The sequence below is a fragment of the Thioalkalivibrio sp. XN279 genome, from assembly GCF_011089885.1.
GTDB lineage: Bacteria > Pseudomonadota > Gammaproteobacteria > Steroidobacterales > XN24 > XN24.
Genome location: NZ_JAANBD010000029.1, coordinates 266292 through 282693, shown reverse-complemented (window position 1 = coordinate 282693; position 16402 = coordinate 266292). Strand labels below are relative to the sequence as shown.

Annotated in this window: 16 protein-coding genes; 7 read left to right on the top strand and 9 right to left on the bottom strand. The window is 69.7% G+C overall.

What is annotated here, in order from left to right; translation table 11 throughout:
• The first annotated feature begins 55 nt into the window (after positions 1-55).
• Positions 56-220 carry a rubredoxin gene (locus G8346_RS14195; RefSeq protein WP_166052448.1) on the top strand — a complete coding sequence of 55 codons (165 nt, stop codon included), beginning with the start codon at positions 56-58 and terminating at the stop codon, positions 218-220.
• A 44-nt stretch (positions 221-264) separates the two neighbouring features.
• Here the strand turns inward: G8346_RS14195 and G8346_RS14190 are convergent, their stop codons facing one another.
• Genes G8346_RS14190 through G8346_RS14180 form a run of 3 tightly spaced genes read right to left on the bottom strand, consistent with a single transcriptional unit; the run spans position 265 to position 2497 of the window.
• The gene (locus tag G8346_RS14190; RefSeq protein ID WP_166052446.1) at positions 265-1137 is read right to left on the bottom strand and encodes a TraB/GumN family protein; all 873 of its coding nucleotides are present in this window, start codon (positions 1135-1137) and stop codon (positions 265-267) included.
• 5 nt (positions 1138-1142) lie between these two features.
• A complete protein-coding gene (locus G8346_RS14185; RefSeq protein WP_206202780.1) occupies positions 1143-1718 on the bottom strand; it encodes a class II aldolase/adducin family protein in 576 nt (191 codons plus the stop codon).
• Positions 1715-2497: a metallophosphoesterase gene (locus tag G8346_RS14180; RefSeq protein ID WP_166052444.1), complete on the bottom strand. Its 783-nt coding sequence runs from the start codon at positions 2495-2497 to the stop codon at positions 1715-1717. The genes G8346_RS14185 and G8346_RS14180 overlap by 4 nt, the downstream gene beginning before the upstream one ends.
• A 72-nt stretch (positions 2498-2569) precedes the next feature.
• Between G8346_RS14180 and G8346_RS14175 the strand changes: the two genes are divergently transcribed.
• Entirely contained in the window at positions 2570-3232 is a 663-nt protein-coding gene (locus G8346_RS14175) for a class I SAM-dependent methyltransferase (protein WP_166052442.1), read from the top strand.
• Between the two features lie 222 nt (positions 3233-3454).
• Here G8346_RS14175 and ahcY read toward each other — a convergent pair whose 3' ends face one another.
• Both ahcY and metK read right to left on the bottom strand, forming a co-directional pair.
• Entirely contained in the window at positions 3455-4867 is a 1413-nt protein-coding gene (gene ahcY, locus G8346_RS14170; protein WP_240901517.1) for an adenosylhomocysteinase, read from the bottom strand.
• A 97-nt stretch (positions 4868-4964) separates the two neighbouring features.
• A complete protein-coding gene (metK, locus tag G8346_RS14165; RefSeq protein ID WP_166052438.1) occupies positions 4965-6119 on the bottom strand; it encodes a methionine adenosyltransferase in 1155 nt (384 codons plus the stop codon).
• A gap of 101 nt (positions 6120-6220) precedes the next feature.
• Here metK and G8346_RS14160 point away from each other — a divergent pair, with 101 nt between their 5' ends.
• The 5 genes from G8346_RS14160 to pyk all read left to right on the top strand — a co-directional run bounded on the left by G8346_RS14160 (position 6221) and on the right by pyk (position 12595).
• Positions 6221-6775 (top strand): thioredoxin family protein, encoded by a 555-nt coding sequence (locus G8346_RS14160; protein WP_166052436.1) that lies wholly within the window; start codon positions 6221-6223, stop codon positions 6773-6775.
• Positions 6776-6894: 119 nt separating this feature from the next.
• On the top strand, positions 6895-8889 hold the full coding sequence (tkt, locus tag G8346_RS14155) for a transketolase (RefSeq protein WP_166052434.1): 1995 nt from the start codon (positions 6895-6897) through the stop codon (positions 8887-8889).
• Positions 8890-8960: 71 nt separating this feature from the next.
• On the top strand, positions 8961-9974 hold the full coding sequence (gene gap / locus G8346_RS14150; RefSeq protein WP_166052431.1) for a type I glyceraldehyde-3-phosphate dehydrogenase: 1014 nt from the start codon (positions 8961-8963) through the stop codon (positions 9972-9974).
• Between the two features lie 7 nt (positions 9975-9981).
• Complete coding sequence (locus G8346_RS14145) at positions 9982-11160, top strand: phosphoglycerate kinase (protein ID WP_166052429.1); 1179 nt, start codon at positions 9982-9984, stop codon at positions 11158-11160.
• Positions 11161-11173: 13 nt separating this feature from the next.
• Complete coding sequence (gene pyk / locus G8346_RS14140; RefSeq protein ID WP_166052652.1) at positions 11174-12595, top strand: pyruvate kinase; 1422 nt, start codon at positions 11174-11176, stop codon at positions 12593-12595.
• A 14-nt stretch (positions 12596-12609) separates the two neighbouring features.
• Here pyk and G8346_RS14135 read toward each other — a convergent pair whose 3' ends face one another.
• From G8346_RS14135 to G8346_RS14120, 4 genes are all read right to left on the bottom strand, one after another.
• Positions 12610-14328 (bottom strand): sulfate permease, encoded by a 1719-nt coding sequence (locus G8346_RS14135; RefSeq protein WP_166052427.1) that lies wholly within the window; start codon positions 14326-14328, stop codon positions 12610-12612.
• Between the two features lie 68 nt (positions 14329-14396).
• A complete protein-coding gene (locus tag G8346_RS14130) occupies positions 14397-14933 on the bottom strand; it encodes a peroxiredoxin (protein ID WP_166052425.1) in 537 nt (178 codons plus the stop codon).
• A gap of 74 nt (positions 14934-15007) precedes the next feature.
• The gene (rapZ, locus tag G8346_RS14125; RefSeq protein ID WP_166052423.1) at positions 15008-15892 is read right to left on the bottom strand and encodes an RNase adapter RapZ; all 885 of its coding nucleotides are present in this window, start codon (positions 15890-15892) and stop codon (positions 15008-15010) included.
• A 19-nt stretch (positions 15893-15911) separates the two neighbouring features.
• Positions 15912-16388, bottom strand: a complete 477-nt coding sequence (locus tag G8346_RS14120; RefSeq protein ID WP_166052421.1) for a PTS sugar transporter subunit IIA — start codon at positions 16386-16388, stop codon at positions 15912-15914.
• Between the last annotated feature and the right edge of the window lie 14 nt (positions 16389-16402).

Below are 16402 nucleotides of genomic sequence, written 5' to 3'. Positions count from 1 at the left end.
AAGTTCGCATGCGAGAATTCGCGCCGACCTGGATTATCCCCGTGCCGGAGCAGCGATGAAAGCTTACATGTGCGTGATTTGCGGTTATGTGTATGAAGAAGCGGAAGGCGACCCGGACGGGGGCGTGGCACCCGGCACCAAGTGGGACGACGTTCCCCTCAGCTGGCGCTGCCCGGATTGTGGTGCGGGCAAGGAAGATTTCGAGATGATCGAGATCTAGCGCCGCACTCGCGGCATGGGCGTCCGCCGCACCAGGTCGGCCCCTCAGTGATCCTGCAGGGCTTCGACCACGAGGCCCCGCTGGCGCAGCAGCTCCGGCAAGCCTTCCGGGCCGACCAGGTGCAACGCGCCCACCACCACCAGGCTTACGCCTTCCGCGTCGAGCAGTGACGCGACCTCGGGCGTCCAGCGGCGATTACGCCCCTCGACCACCTGTTCGCGCAGCTGGGGATAGCCGGCGAAATCGGCCTCCAGCCTCCGCGCCAGCGCCGCGACGTCGCCGGCGCGCCACTCGGCCACCAGCCGTGCCGTGTCGGCGCCGGCCGTGTCGAGCTCCTCCAGTGTCTTGGCCAGCAGGGCCAGCTGGGTCGGCAGTTCGAGCCCCTTGAACAGGCGCAGCTGTTCCTCGAGGGTCTCCAGGCCGGACACCGGGAGCCCGTCGCGCAGGGCGCGCTCGCCGAGTTGCTGATCGACGCCGAGCGCGGCATCGTAGCCGGCGGCGCCGAGCGCGCCCGTGTACAGGCTGATGGCGCCGAACCAGGGTTCCAGGCCGGCCAGCGCCTCGGCCGGGAAGCCCGCCGCCCGGACCTGTTCCGCGGCTGCCGCCCATGCGGCTGCATCGAGCAGCTCGCCGGCCGTGCGTCCGGGGGCGTCGACGCCGATTTTCGCCAGCGCGGCCTGGACGGCGGCCGGCGCCAGCTCGCGCGGATGCAGCTCCATCAGCATTCTCGCGGCGCGTGCATACGACTGCTCGATCGCCTCGGGCAGCGGCTGGTCCGCGGGGCGCAACAGGTGCACCGAACCGAGCAGCAGCACCTCGCCGGGCGCACCGGGTGCGGTGACCCGCCAGGCGGGGACTGCGGCCAGTGGCCCGGCGGCGAAGCCGAGCAACAACAGCAGGGCAAGGCGCGCGCCCACGCCGCTCAGCCGCCGAGCCGCGCGACCCGCGCCAGCCAGGCGATGCGGGCCGAGGATTCCAGGGAACAGGTCCACTTGTAAGCCAGGTCGAGGGTCTCTGCCGCGGCGTAGACACCGTGGCCGCGCACGATGCAGACGCGATGGCTCGCCAGCGCTGCGGCGACGGCCGCCGGCGAGCGGGCGACGTAAGCCTCGTGCGGGATGTCGAGCACGGGCACCTCGGGAAAGTAGTAGCGGCCCTCGAAATCCTGGGGGCGGAAGTCGCCGCCGCCCAGCGTCATGGCGATGCTGTGCGGCCCGTGGCTGTGGAGCACGGCTCGCGCTGCGGGACTGGCGGCATAGACGGCCAGGTGCAGCGGTGCGTCCAGCGAGGCGCCGGCGGGCGGGGCGGCGTCCAGTGGGCAGCGCAGCAGCTGCTCGGGCTGCAGTGTGTCGCCGCAACAGCCGGTCGGGGTGACCCAGGCGCAGTCACCGTCGCGCACCGACGCGTTGCCGCTGTGGGAGTCGTTGAGCCCGTGCTGCCGCAGCCAGCGATAGCAGCGCACCAGCTCCGCGCGCGCATCGCCGCCGGGCAGGCTCAAGACACGGCCTCGACCGGTACCGGCACCCAGCCGACCCGGGTCGAGATGCGCCCGTCCGGCAGGAGCTCCAGCCAGCGGAAGCCGGGTCCGCGCGTGGCGTCGACGTCCGAGGTCGGCGCGCCGCGCTTGAACTGGAAGCAGGTCGAGGGGGCGGCGAGCAGCTGCATGCCGCGGCGCTGGCGTTCGAAAACCTGGTGGACGTGGCCCCAGACGATGCCGCGGATGCGGCCGTCGCCGTCGGCCAGGCGCATGAACTCGTCTGCATTGTCGAGGCCGACCTTGTCGAGCCAGGAGCCGACGGGCACAGGATGGTGATGCAGCACCATCAGCAGGTGCGGCTCGCGGGAGCGATCGAGCACCCCTGCCAGGCGTTGCAGCTCCTGCGGCGACAGGCGCCCGCCGCCGCGGTCGCCGTCCCAGGTCGAGAGCATCACCAGCCGCCATGCGCCCAGCCCAACATCGCCGCAGTAGTGGAACGGGGCTGAGGACAGCTCCGCCATCATGGTCGGCGGGTGGTCGTGGTTGCCCGGGATGCAATAGACCGGGACGCCGGCCCCGGCGAGTACGCGCCGGATGTGGCGGTAAGATTCGCGCGAACCGTCCTGCGACAGGTCCCCGGTGGCCAGGATGGCGTCCGGCGGGTCCTGGCCGTCCAGCGCAGCCGCCAGCGTCGCCTCGAGCGACTCGAGCGTACGCCAGCCCTTGAGCTCGCCGTCGGCGGCGGCCCGTACATGGCTGTCCGTCAGTTGCAGCAGACGCACGGGACGTTCTGCGCCCATTCCCCTTCCCCGATAGAATCCAGCCCAAGGCTAGTCTAACCAAGCCGCGCGCACAAAATTGGGAAGCAGTTCATGTCTAACCGTACAGTTTCGCTCGATGACGCGCTCTACCACTACCTGCTGGGCGCCTCGCTGCGGGAGCATCCGGCGCTGGCGCGGCTGCGCGCCGAGACGGCGACGCACCCGCAGGTGAACATGCAGATCGCGCCCGAGCAGGGCCAGTTCATGGCGCTGCTGGTGCGCCTCATGGGTGCGAGCCGGTGCATCGAGGTCGGCGTCTTCACCGGCTACAGCAGCCTGGCGGTGGCGCTGGCGCTGCCGCCTGGGGGACGCATCGTCGCTTGCGACGTGAGCGACGAGTACACCGCCATGGCGCGTCGTTACTGGGCCGAGGCAGGCGTGAGCGACAGGATCGACCTGCGCCTGGCGCCGGCGCTCGAGACACTGGACACGCTGCTGGCGGAGGGCGAGGCCGGCACCTGCGACTTCGCCTTCATCGACGCCGACAAGGAAGCCTACCCGGATTACTACGAGCGGTTGCTGCAGCTGCTGCGTCCCGGCGGGCTCATCGCCGTCGACAACACCCTCTGGGACGGCGCCGTCGCCGACCCGGCGAACCAGGCGCCCGACACCGTCGCCATCCGCGCCTTCAACGCGCGCCTGCACGGCGACGAGCGCATCGACCTGTCCCTGGTGCCGATCGGTGACGGCCTCACGCTCGCGCGCAAGCGCTGACCGGATCCGGGGTGGCACCGCGACCCCCGAGCGCGGCGGACGGGGTTGCCATGCCCCTGGCATCGCGGCAGACGGCGCTGCGCCTGCCCCGAGCGTAGCGCTGGCGGGACAGCACAGGCCCGGCGAGCGACATAAAGATTTCGGAGCGAGCCGGGCTTGTGCTGGCGCGCCACCGCGGCCCGGGCCGACAATCGCCGGCCCGAAGCCGCGCGGTGCAGGGTCTCAGTAGCGGTAGTGATCCGGCTTGTAGGGGCCGTCCGCTTCGACGCCGATGTACTGCGCCTGGTCCGGGCGCAGCTTCGTCAGCCTGGCGCCGATGCGCTCCAGGTGGAGCCGCGCCACTTCCTCGTCGAGGTGCTTGGGCAGCACGTACACCTTGTTCTCGTACTGGCCGTCGTTGTTGTGCAGCTCGATCTGCGCCAGCACCTGGTTGGTGAAGCTCGCCGACATCACGAAGCTGGGATGGCCGTGGGCGCAGCCCAGGTTCACCAGCCGGCCTTCGGCCAGCAGGATGATGCGCTTGCCATCCGGGAAGATGACGTGGTCGACCTGCGGCTTGATGTTCTCCCACTCGTACTGCTTCAGGCCGGCGACATCGATCTCGTTGTCGAAGTGGCCGATGTTGCAGACGATGGCCTGGTTCTTCATGCGCGCCATGTGCTCGCGCGTGATGACGTGGTAGTTGCCGGTGGCGGTGACGAAGATGTCGGCCTTGTCGGCGGCATCTTCCATGGTCACCACGCGGTAGCCTTCCATGCTCGCCTGCAGGGCGCAGATGGGATCGATCTCGGTCACCCACACGGTGGCGCCGAGCCCGCGCAGGGACTGCGCGCAGCCCTTGCCGACGTCGCCGTAGCCGGCCACGAGGGCGATCTTGCCGGCGATCATCACGTCGGTGGCGCGCTTGATGCCGTCCACCAGAGACTCGCGGCAGCCGTAGAGGTTGTCGAACTTGCTCTTGGTGACCGAGTCATTGACGTTGATGGCGGGGAAGGGCAGGCGGCCGTCCTTCTCCATCTGGTACAGGCGGTGGACGCCTGTGGTGGTCTCCTCGGTCACGCCGCGGATGGCGGCCTGCGCCTTGGCATACCAGCCCGGACGGGCCTCGATGCGACGCTTCAGCGCCTTGAACAGCGCCACCTCTTCCTCGCTGGAGGGGTTATCCAGCAGGGACGGGTCCTGCTCCGCCCGCGCGCCGAGGGTCACGGCCAGCGTGGCGTCGCCGCCGTCGTCCAGGATCATGTTGGGCAGCGCGCCGTCGCCCCACTCGAGGATGCGGTGGGTGAACTCCCAGTACTCGTCCAGCGTCTCGCCCTTGAAGGCGAACACCGGCACGCCGGCAGCGGCGATGGCGGCCGCGGCATGGTCCTGCGTCGAATAGATGTTGCAGCTGGCCCAGCGCACGTCGGCGCCCAGCTCCACCAGCGTCTCGATCAGCACGGCGGTCTGGATGGTCATGTGCAGGCTGCCGGCGATGCGTGCGCCCTTGAGCGGCTTGTCCTTGCCGTGCTTGGCGCGCAGGGCCATCAGGCCGGGCATCTCGGTCTCGGCGATGGCGATCTCGCGCCGGCCCCAGGCGGCCAGGCCGATGTCGGCGACGTGGTAATCAGGCTTGATCTTTGCGGCAGTCTGCATGGTCATGTCTTCCTCTGCTACGCGCTTCCGCAACTCCGTATCCTTGCGGGCACGCGTGAATTGAATCGTGTCTGTGCGAACGGTGTTCGCGCGAAACTCACACCTCGTTTCGCAGCAGCTCGGCCCGGTCGGTGTTTTCCCAGGTGAACTCGGGGTTGTCGCGGCCGAAGTGACCGTAGGCGGCGGTCGACTTGTAGATCGGCCGGATCAGGTCGAGCTCCTGGATGATGCCGTAGGGCGTGAGGTCGAAGTGGCGGCGCACCAGCTCCGTGAGCTTCTGGTTGGACACCTTGCCGGTGCCGAAGGTCTCGACCGTGATCGAGGTCGGCTCGGCCACGCCGATGGCGTAGGAGATCTGGATCTCGCAGCGCTCGGCCAGCCCCGCAGCGACGATGTTCTTCGCCACCCAGCGCGCCGCGTAGGCGGCCGAGCGGTCCACCTTGGACGGGTCCTTGCCGGAGAAGGCGCCGCCGCCGTGGCGCGCCATGCCGCCGTAGGTGTCGACGATGATCTTGCGCCCGGTCAGCCCGCAGTCGCCCAACGGGCCGCCGATGACGAAGGCCCCGGTCGGGTTGATGTGGAAGCGCTTGCAGGAGGCCAGCCACTCTTCCGGGATCACCGGCTGGATGATGACTTCCATCACCGCTTCCTCGAGTTCCTTCGCGCCGATGTCGGGGGCGTGCTGGGTCGACACCACGATGGCCTCGATCCCGACCGGGCGGTTGTCGTGGTAGCGGAAAGTGATCTGGCTCTTGGCGTCCGGGCGCAGCCACGGCAGGGTGCCGTTCTTGCGCTCGATGGCCTGGCGCTCGACCAGCTTGTGGGCGTAGTAGATCGGCGCCGGCATGAGCGAGTCGGTCTCGCTGGTGGCGTAGCCGAACATCAGCCCCTGGTCGCCGGCGCCCTGGGAACGGGGGTCGGTGCGGTCCACGCCCTGGGCGATGTTGGGGGACTGCTTGCCGATGGCATTGAGCACGGCGCAGGTGGCGCCGTCGAAGCCGAGCTCCGAGCTGTTGTAGCCGATGTCCAGGATGGTCTGGCGCGTCAGGTCCTCCAGGTCCACCCAGGCGGAGGTCGTGACCTCCCCGGCAATGATGGCCATGCCGGTCTTGACCATGGTCTCGACGGCGACACGCGCCCGCGGATCCTCCTTGAGGATGGCGTCGAGCACGGCATCGGAGACCTGGTCGGCGATCTTGTCCGGGTGGCCCTCGGAGACTGATTCCGAGGTGAAAAGGTAATCGTTGGCCATGCGTCGGGTTCCATCAAGAGGTGCACAAAGTCGGATAGTATAGCGCCGGCCGGGCCGGGCGGCCCGCATGCGCCCAGCGGCACGCCACCGAGGAGGAGCCCATGGCCAGGACCGAGACCCCCGCAGCCGCGCTCGGCGCCACAGCGCCGGATTTCCGCCTGCCTGGCCCGGGCGGGCGCGAGTGGACGCTGGCGCACTGTCGCGGCGCGCGCGGCACGCTGGTGATGTTCATCTGCAACCACTGCCCCTTCGTGCAGGCCGCGCTGGAACGCATCGTGCGCGACTGCCGCGAGCTCGAGCCGCTGGGCGTGAAAAGCGTCGCGATCATGCCCAACGACATCACTGCCTATCCGCAGGACGGTCCGGAGGCGATGGCGCGGCTGGCGCGCGAGGCAGGCTTCACTTTCCCGTACCTGCTCGACGAGACCCAGGCCGTGGCGCGAGCGTACGGCGCCGTCTGCACGCCCGATTTCTTCGGCTACGACGCGGACCTGAAGCTGCGTTACCGCGGCCGGCTCGACGGCTCCACGCCGGGCCGCGCGGCACAGGATGCGCCGCGGGAGCTGTTCGAGGCCATGCGCCAGGTCGCGGAGACCGGCCTCGGGCCCGAGCGGCAGCTGTCCTCGGTGGGCTGTTCCATCAAGTGGCGTGACTGAGCGCAACCGCCTGAAAGAAAAGGATATGCGCCTGACGGCCCCGGTCCGTGCACTTGCCGCTGCGGCCCGATTGGGCGAACATGCGGAGTTTACCCGCCAGCTGTTTTCCGGGAGCCCCGATGCCGTCGCGTAGAGATCTTGCCAACGCCATCCGCGCGTTGAGCATGGACGCCGTCCAGCAGGCCAATTCCGGCCACCCCGGCATGCCCATGGGCATGGCCGACATCGCGGAGGTGCTGTGGAACGACTTCCTGCGCCACAACCCCGGCAATCCGCACTGGCCGAACCGCGACCGCTTCGTGGTCTCGAACGGGCACGGCTCCATGCTGCTGTACTCGTTGCTGCATCTCTCGGGCTACCCGCTGGAAATGGACGAGATCCGCAATTTCCGGCAGTTCGGCTCTCGCACCGCGGGACACCCTGAATACGAGCCGGAGATGGGCGTCGAGACCACCACCGGGCCGCTGGGGCAAGGCCTCGCCAACGCCGTCGGCATGGCCATCGCGGAGCGCGTGCTCGCGGCGCATTACAACCGGCCCGGCTTCGAGCTGATCGACCATCACACCTGGGTGTTCACCGGCGACGGCTGCCTGATGGAGGGCGTGTCGCACGAGGCCTGCTCGCTCGCCGGCACGCTCGGGCTGGGCAAGCTCATCGTGTTCTACGACGACAACGGCATCTCCATCGACGGCGAGGTGGAAGGCTGGTTCACCGACGACACCCCGGCGCGCTTCGAGGCCTACGGCTGGCACGTGGTGCCGGGCGTCGACGGGCACGACCCGGAGGCGGTGAAGGCGGCGATCGAGGCGGCCAAGGCCGAGACCGGCCGCCCGACGCTGATCTGCTGCCGCACCGTCATCGGCTGGGGCGCGCCCAACAAGGAGGGCACGGAAGCGACCCACGGCGCCGCGCTGGGCGCCGACGAGGTGGCGGCCACGCGCAAGAATATCGGCTGGCCGCACGATCCTTTCGTCATCCCCGAGGACATCCGCGCCGCATGGGACGGGCGCGAGCGCGGGGCCGCGGCGGAAGCCGCGTGGGCCGAGCGCATGGCCGCGTATGCCAGGGAGTACCCGCAACAGCACGCCGAACTGCAGCGCCGCCTGGCGGGTGAACTGCCCGCCGGCTGGGACACGGCGGCGGACGAGGCCGTTGCCGCGCTCGCCACAAGCGACAAGGCCGTGGCCACGCGCAAGGCCTCTGAGATGTCGCTGGACGCGTTCGGCCCGATGTTGCCGGAACTGATCGGCGGCTCGGCCGACCTGAGCGGCTCCAACAACACCTTCTTCAAGGGCAGCCGTCGCATCGCCGCCGGTGATTTCGCCGGCAATTACCTGCACTACGGCGTGCGCGAGTTCGGCATGACGGCGATCATGAACGGTCTTGCCCTGCATGGCGGCTTCAAGCCCTACGGCGGCACCTTCCTGGTGTTCTCCGACTACGCCCGCAACGCGGTGCGCATGGCGGCGTTGATGCGCCAGCCGGTGACGCTGGTCTACACGCACGATTCCATCGGCCTCGGCGAGGACGGACCCACCCACCAGCCCATCGAGCACCTCGCCAGCCTGCGGCTGATCCCCAACCTGCGCGTGTGGCGGCCCTGCGACCTGGCGGAGACCGCCGTCGCCTGGCGGGACGCCATCGAGAGCCGCAGCACGCCGACGGTGCTGGCGCTGTCGCGCCAGAACCTGCCGCCCCAGGCGCGCAGTGCCCAACAGCTGGCCGCGATCCGCCGTGGCGGCTACGTGCTGCACCGCCCTGCGGGCGAGGAACATGGCATCATCATCGCCAGCGGCTCGGAAGTGGCCCTCGCGGTCGCTGCGGCCACGGCCCTGGCGGACGAGGGCATCGGGGTGCGCGTGGTCTCGATGCCCTGCATCGAAGCCTTCCGCGCCCAGGATGCGGCCTGGCGGCAAGAGGTGCTGCCGGCGGCGATCAAGGCGCGGCTGGCGGTGGAAGCCGGCGTGCCGGACAGCTGGTATCCCTTCGTGGGCGATGCCGGCGACGTGGTCGGCATGGAGGGTTTCGGCGCCTCGGCACCGGCCGGCGCGCTGTTCGAGCATTTCGGTTTTACGGCAGCGCATGTGGCGGCGAAGCTGAAAGCGTTGCTCTAGTTCTCGGGTTCCAGGTTTCAAATCGTGCAAATGCGCTCCCCGGGGGAGCGCGGCAGTCAAGGAGAAGGGTTATGGCGATCAAGGTTGGCATCAACGGCTACGGCCGCATCGGCCGCAACATCCTGCGCGCGCTCTACGAGTCGGGGCGCAATGACGAGATCAGCATCGTCGCGATCAACGACCTGGGCGATGCGAACACCAATGCCCACCTGACGCGCTACGACACGGCGCACGGCAAGTTCTCCGGCGAGGTCCGCGTCGACGGCGATCACCTGGTGGTGAACGGCGACCGCATCCGCGTGCTCGCCGAGCGCAACCCGGCCAACCTGCCGTGGAAGGAACTGGGCGTCGACGTGGTGCTGGAGTGCACCGGCCTGTTCACCAGCAAGGAGAAGGCCGCGGCCCACCTGCAGGGCGGGGCGAAGAAGGTCATCATCTCGGCGCCGGGCGGCAAGGACGTCGACGCCACCGTGGTGTTCGGCGTCAACCACGACACGCTCAAGGCCAGCGACGAGGTGATCTCGAACGCATCCTGCACCACCAACTGCCTGGCGCCGCTGGTCCAGCCGCTGCACCAGGCCATCGGCGTGGTGCACGGCCTCATGACCACCATCCATGCTTACACCAACGACCAGGTGCTGACGGACGTCTACCACTCCGACCTGCGCCGCGCGCGTTCCGCCACCATGTCGATGATCCCGACCAAGACCGGCGCCGCCGCAGCCGTGGGCCTGGTGCTGCCGGAACTCGCCGGCAAGCTGGACGGCTTCGCCATCCGCGTGCCGACCATCAACGTGTCCATGGTCGACCTGACCTTCACCGCGGCACGCGACACCAGCAAGGAAGAGATCGACAAGGTGCTGGAGGAGGCCTCGCAGGGCCGGCTCAAGGGCATCCTCGGCTTCAATCGCGAGCCGCTGGTGTCGATCGACTTCAACCATGACCCGCGCTCCTCGGTGTACGAGTCCTCGCTGACGCGCGTGGTCGACAAGCGCCTGGTGAAGATCTGCTCCTGGTACGACAACGAGTGGGGCTTCTCCAACCGCATGCTCGACACCACCATCGCCCTGATGAACGCCAAGTAGAGCGTCCATGAACGTGTTGCGCATGGCGGACCTGGACCTGGCCGGCAAGCGGGTCCTGGTGCGCGAAGACCTGAACGTCCCCGTGGACGGCGGCAAGGTCACCAGCGACGCCCGCATCCGGGCGTCGCTGCCGACCATCCGTCTCGCCCTGGAAAAGGGCGCCGCGCTGATGCTGCTGTCGCATCTCGGCCGGCCGACGGAAGGCGAGTTCGACCCGAAGTACTCGCTGGCGCCCGTGGCGGAGCATCTTTCCGGGCTGCTCGGGCAGCCGGTGCGGCTGGAGCGCGACTGGCTCGACGGCGTCACGGTCGAGCCCGGCGAGGTCGTGTTGTGCGAGAACGTGCGCTTCAACCCGGGCGAGAAGAAGGACGACGAGGCGCTGGCGCGGCGCATGGCGGCGCTGTGCGACGTGTTCGTGATGGATGCCTTCGGCACCGCGCACCGCGCCCAGGCCAGCACGCACGGCGTGGCGCGCTTCGCGCCCGTGGCCTGCGCCGGGCCGCTGCTGGCCGCCGAGCTGGAAGCGCTGGGCAAGGCGCTGCATGAGCCGGCGCGGCCGCTGGTGGCGATCGTCGGCGGCTCCAAGGTGTCGACCAAGCTCTCGGTCCTCGACACGCTGCTGGACCGGGTCGACCAGCTGATTGTCGGCGGCGGCATCGCCAACAACTTCATCGCCGCTGCCGGGCACGCGGTGGGCAAGTCGCTGTACGAGCCGGACTTGCTGGACGAGACCCGCAGGCTGGTGGAGAAAGCGCAGGGGCGCGGCGCCGCCATCCCGCTGCCGAGCGACGTGGTGGTCGCGCCGGGGTTGGAGCCCGGCCACGAGGCCGTGCTGCGGCCGGTGGCGGAGGTCGGGGCCGACGAGATGATCCTCGACGTCGGGCCGGAGACGGCCGGGGCCTACGGCGAGATCCTCGCCCGCGCCGGCACCATCGTCTGGAACGGCCCGGTGGGCGTGTTCGAGGACGCGCGGTTCGCCGCGGGCACGCGCGCCCTCGCGGCGGCCGTGGCGGCCAGCGACGCGTTCTCCATCGCCGGCGGCGGCGACACGCTCGCGGCGCTGGATGCGTTCGGGCTCACGGACAAGGTCTCCTACGTGTCCACCGGAGGCGGCGCCTTCCTCGAGTTCCTCGAGGGGCGGACGCTGCCGGCGGTGGCCATGCTCGAAACCCGGGCGCGGGGCTGAGCGGCGCCCGGTGTTGAAGCGCACCAAGATCGTTGCCACCCTCGGCCCGGCGACGGACCGGCCGGGCGTGCTGGAGCGGCTGCTGCAGGCCGGGGTCGACGTGGTCCGGCTGAACTTCTCGCACGGCGGCGCTGCAGACCGCGAGCGCCGCGTGCGCGCGGTGCGCGAGACGGCTGCAGCGATGGGGCGCGACGTGGCCATTCTCGGCGACCTGCAGGGACCCAAGATCCGCGTCGAGCAGTTCGCCTGCGGGCAGGTCGAGCTGGTCGACGGCGCCTCGTTCGTCCTCGATGCAGCCCTGCCCGCGGATGCCGGTGACCAGGGCGCGGTCGGCGTCACTTACCGGGACCTGCCGCGCGACGTGCGTGCGGGCGACATCCTGTTGTTGAACGACGGCGCCATCACGCTCGAGGTGCAGGACGTCGCGGGCAGCCGGGTGGAGTGCGTGGTGCGGGTCGGCGGCGTGCTGAGCGGCGGCAAGGGCATCAACCGCCAGGGTGGCGGCTTGTCGGCGGGCGCCCTGACGGACAAGGACCGCGCGGACATCGAACTCGCCGCGCGGCTGGAGCTCGACTACCTGGCGGTGTCCTTCCCGCGCTCGGCTGCCGACATGGAGGAGGCGCGCAGCCTGCTGCGCGCCGCCGGCGGGGAAGCGCTGCTGGTGGCCAAGATCGAGCGCGCCGAGGCCGTGACGCACATCGAGGAGATCGCGCGCGCCAGCGAGGTGGTGATGGTGGCGCGCGGCGACCTGGGGGTCGAGATCGGCTTCGCCGAGGTCCCCGGGGTGCAGAAGCAGATCATCCGCACTGCGCGCGCCCTGAACCGGGTGGTGATCACGGCGACCCAGATGATGGAGTCGATGATCCACGAGCCCATTCCCACGCGCGCCGAGGTCTCCGACGTGGCGAACGCCGTGCTCGACGGCAGCGACGCGGTGATGCTGTCGGGCGAGACGGCGGTGGGGCGCTACCCGGTCAAGGCCGTGGAGGCCATGGCCAGCGCCTGCCGGTCCGCGGAGCGGCAGCGGGCCACCTCGACCTCGCACCACCGCATGGACGAGGTCTTCGCGCGCACCGACGAGGCCATCGCCATGGCCACCATGTACACCGCCAACCACATGGACGTGCGCGCCATCGTGGCGCTCACCGAGTCCGGCAACACCGCGCTGTGGATGTCGCGCATCCGCTCCGGCATCCCGATCTACGCCTTCAGTCGCAACGAGAGCACGCGCCGCCGGGTGGCCCTGTACCGAGGCGTCTACCCGGTGCCCTTCGACGTGCTGGCAGAGCAGGGCGAGGGCGAGTTCGACGCCATTTCGCGCGTGTTGCTGGAGCGCGGCCTGGTGCGCTCGGGCGACCGCGTGCTGCTCACCGAGGGGCACGCCGCAGGGATCGCCGGCGGCACCAACAGCATGCGTATCCTGTCGGTCGGCTGAGGCCGGCAACGAGCCTAGATCGGGATCAGTTCCTTCTCCCGCTCGGCCGCCCGGCTCAGCGCGGTCACCGCCACCTGGGGCGTGGGAAACACCTGCCCGGGAGCCAGCTGCTCGAAGATCTTGGTGCGCCGCAGGCGGTCCATCACCGGCCCCTTCACGTCCGCGAGGTGGATGGTCACGCCGGAGGCGCGCAGGTTCTCGGCCGCCACCTGCAGCGAGTGCAGCGCGCTGGAGTCGACGAAACCGACGCCGCTCATGACCAGCACCAGGTGCCGGATGCCCGGGCGCTTCTGGAACTCGCGCGTGATCATGTCCTGCACGTGGCCGACGTTGGCGAAGTAAAGGTTCTCGTCCACGCGCACCAGCAGGATGTCGGGCCAGGTCTCGACCTTGTGGCGCGCGATGCTGCGAAACTCGGTCGAATGCGGCAGGCGGCCGACCACGGCGATGTTCGGATGGCCGGTGCGCCAGACGTACAGCAGCACGGACAGCAGCACGCCCATCACCAGGCCGGCCTCCACGCCGTAGGCGAGCACGCCGAGGAAGGTGACCAGGTTGGAAGCGCCGTCCGCCTTGCTGTAGCGCCAGGTCTCGGGGATGGAACGCAGGTCCACCAGCCCGGCCACGGCGACGATGATGATGGCGGCCAGCGCGGCCTTGGGCAGGCCGCTGAACAGCGGCGCGAACAGCAGCAGCGTGGCGGCGGTGAACAGCGCGAGGAAGATCGACGCCAGCTGGCTGCGGGCGCCCGCGGTGTAATTCACCATGCTGCGGCTGAAGCTGCCGGCGACCGGAAGGGCGCCGGACAGCGCCGAGCCAAGGTTGGCTGCGCCCAGCGCCACCAGCTCCTGGTCCGCGTCGATCGCCTCTCGCCGCCGGGCGCCGAGGAACTTGGCGATGCTCACGCTTTCGACGAAGACGATGATGCTGATCAGCGCCGCCGAGGGCAGCAGGGTCACCCAGGCGCCGACGCCGGGCATGGTGATGTCGAACATCGGCGGCCGCGAGCTGATGGCGCCGACCAGCGGCACGCGTTCGAGACCGAAGACCATCACCGCGGCCGCCCCCAGTGCGAGCACCAGCACCGGCATCAGCCGTCCGGTGACGGCCTGTATCCTGCGGCCGGTCCGCGTGGTGCCGGTCGCCGCCAGCAGCAGGACCAGCGCCACGCCGCCGACCGCCAGCGTCTGCACGTTCAGGATGCTGGCGCGCGCGCCCAGGTAGGCGACCATCTCGTGTGGCTGCAGGCCCGTGGGCAACTCGATGCCGGCGAAATGACGCAGCTGGTCCGCCATGATCACGACCGCCGCGCCGCTGGAGAACCCGGTCAGCACGGGCTGGCTGAGCAGGTTGGCGAACACGCCCATGCGCAGCAGGCCCATGACCAGCAGGATCAGGCCCGACAACGCGGCCAGGATCAACGCCGCCGCGACCGGGTCGATGCCGGCGCCCGCGCTCGCCGTCGCGCTGGCGACCATGATCGCGGCCACCGAGGTCGGTCCCACCGACAGGTCACGGCTGGTGCCGAGGATGGCGTAGAGGATCGCGGGCAGGATCGAAGCGTACAGGCCCACCACCGGCGGCAGGCCGGCGACCATGGCGTAGGCCAGGCCCTGTGGCACCAGCAGGATGGTGGTGATGGCCGCGGCCGAGAGGTCTCCCGCGAGGTCCTGCCGGGTGGTGAGGCGGACCCAGTGGACGATCGGGAAGAACTTCAATGCTCGGGAGGGCACGGCTCGCAGCCTGTCAGGCAAGAGCCTGCACGATAGTCAAGGTGTCGCGCCCGGGCAAGCCGGGGACGCTAGCTCCCCGCCGCCAGCGCCTCGATGTCGGCGAGCACTTCGGCGGAGTGAGCGTCCACGTCGACTTTCTCGTAGTGCCGCGCCACGGCGCCATCCGGCGCAATGAGAAAGGTCTGGCGGCTGGCCAGCTTGACCACGCCGAAGTTCTTCAACACGCCGTACTCGCGCGCCACGGCCCCGTCCTCGTCCGCCAGCAGGGTGAATGGCAGGCCGTGCTTCTCGGCGAAGGCCCGGTGGCTCTCCACGTCGTCCAGGCTGATGCCGACGATCTCGGCGCCGAGGCGGCGGAAGGCAAAAATGTTGTCGCGGAACTCGCAGGCCTGGGTGGTGCAGCCCGGCGTGTCGTCCTTGGGGTAGAAATAGAGCACCAGCCACTTGCCGCGGTAGTCCTCGAGGCGATGCGTCTCGCCGGCCTGGTCCCTGAGTTCGAAAGACGGCGCGGGGGAGCCGGCCGCCGGGGATGCCTGGGCGGGGCCGGCCAGCAGCAGCGCCGGGGCCACGAGTGCGAGCAGCAGGGTACGGAGTATGGCGGTCATGGCAGGTCCTGCATGGGTGTTGTGAGGCGCTTTCGCCCGGGCCGGGGGCACGGATTCGGCGCCCGCGGGGACGGTCACTGCTCGTTTTCCAGCCGCTCCAGCGAGGCATGTCGCACGGTGACGCCGGGGAAAGCCTCGCGAAAGTGTTCAGCGAGGCGCTCCACGATATACACGGAGCGGTGGCGCCCCCCGGTGCAGCCGACCGCAACTGTCAGGTAACTGCGGTTGGCGGACTCGATGTCGCCGATCCATCTGTCGAGGAAACGCGTCATGTCGCCGATATAGGCTTCCACGGTCGGGCTTGCGGCGAGGAATTCGGCCACCGCAGCATCGCGCCCCGTGAGCGGGCGTAGATCCGGTTCCCAGTAGGGGTTGGGCAGGAAGCGGGCGTCGAAGACGAAATCGGCGTCCTTGGGCACGCCCTCGCGGAAGCCGAAGGACTCGAACTGCAGCGAGAGCTGGTTGCGCGGCTGGTCGGCCACCTTGTTGCGGATGATGTCGCGCAGCTCGTGCACGCTCGTGGCGCTGGTGTCGAGCACCAGGTCCGCGGCTTCGGCCAGCGGCGCCAGCAGTTCCTGCTCGTACTGGATGGCGGAGGCGAGCGTGCGGTCGCCGGCCTGCGCCGGTGTATGGGGGTGGCGCCGGCGCGTATCCAGGTAGCGTTGCACCAGCACGTTCTCGCTGGCGTGCAGGTAGATGAGTTGGCAGCGCAGCCCCCGTCCGCGCAGCTCATCCATCAGGCTGCGGATGACCGGCAGGTCCTCCGCTCGCGGGCGCGCATCCAGCCCGATGGCCAGGCGCTCGAACTTGGCATCCTCGCTGCCGACGAGCTCGCCCACCACCAGCGACAGCAGGCGCGCCGGGACATTGTCGAGGGTGTACCACTGCAGGTCCTCGAGCATGGCGAGCGCCACGCTCTTGCCCGAGCCGGACAAGCCGCTGACGACTACGAGTTCCATCGTCGGCGCGGCATGGCTGTCATGCCGAGGCGGCGTGTGACTTGTCGTGGTTCACGAGCAGGTCGTACAGCGCGCGGCTGGAGCTCGCCCGCCGCAGCGCCGCGGCCAGCACGTGGTCGCCCAGCCCGGTGGCGATATTGGAGACCTCCTCGTGATGGCAGCCCACGTCGTCCTCGGGGACGGGCACCAGCAGCCCGAAAATGAGGTCGACCGGCTCCCGGTCCGGCATGTCGAAGTCGATCGGCCTGGACAGCTTGAGGAAGGCGCCGACCGGCGCTTCAATCTCGGACAGGCGCCCGTGCGGGATGGCGATGCCGTTCTCGATGGCGGTGCAGCCCAGCTTCTCGCGCGTTATCAGGCTCTGGAACACCTCGCCCTGGTCCAGGTCCGCCGCGGACGAGAGCATCTCGCTCAGGATGTCCAGGGCGTGTTTCTTGCTGCGCGCTTCGACATTGCCGAGCACGCGGCCTGGTTGCAGCAGGGATTCGAAAGTCATCTGGATGCTCCGGG

What these genes read in the sequence shown, in the direction of transcription:
- G8346_RS14195 (WP_166052448.1), top strand. Translation starts at nt 56, where the DNA reads ATGAAAGCTTACATGTGCGTGATTTGCGGTTATGTGTATGAAGAAGCG.
- G8346_RS14180 (WP_166052444.1), bottom strand. Translation starts at nt 2,497, where the DNA reads ATGGGCGCAGAACGTCCCGTGCGTCTGCTGCAACTGACGGACAGCCAT.
- G8346_RS14175 (WP_166052442.1), top strand. Translation starts at nt 2,570, where the DNA reads ATGTCTAACCGTACAGTTTCGCTCGATGACGCGCTCTACCACTACCTG.
- ahcY (WP_240901517.1), bottom strand. Translation starts at nt 4,867, where the DNA reads ATGCAGACTGCCGCAAAGATCAAGCCTGATTACCACGTCGCCGACATC.
- metK (WP_166052438.1), bottom strand. Translation starts at nt 6,119, where the DNA reads ATGGCCAACGATTACCTTTTCACCTCGGAATCAGTCTCCGAGGGCCAC.
- G8346_RS14160 (WP_166052436.1), top strand. Translation starts at nt 6,221, where the DNA reads ATGGCCAGGACCGAGACCCCCGCAGCCGCGCTCGGCGCCACAGCGCCG.
- tkt (WP_166052434.1), top strand. Translation starts at nt 6,895, where the DNA reads ATGCCGTCGCGTAGAGATCTTGCCAACGCCATCCGCGCGTTGAGCATG.
- gap (WP_166052431.1), top strand. Translation starts at nt 8,961, where the DNA reads ATGGCGATCAAGGTTGGCATCAACGGCTACGGCCGCATCGGCCGCAAC.
- G8346_RS14145 (WP_166052429.1), top strand. Translation starts at nt 9,982, where the DNA reads ATGAACGTGTTGCGCATGGCGGACCTGGACCTGGCCGGCAAGCGGGTC.
- G8346_RS14130 (WP_166052425.1), bottom strand. Translation starts at nt 14,933, where the DNA reads ATGACCGCCATACTCCGTACCCTGCTGCTCGCACTCGTGGCCCCGGCG.
- rapZ (WP_166052423.1), bottom strand. Translation starts at nt 15,892, where the DNA reads ATGGAACTCGTAGTCGTCAGCGGCTTGTCCGGCTCGGGCAAGAGCGTG.
- G8346_RS14120 (WP_166052421.1), bottom strand. Translation starts at nt 16,388, where the DNA reads ATGACTTTCGAATCCCTGCTGCAACCAGGCCGCGTGCTCGGCAATGTC.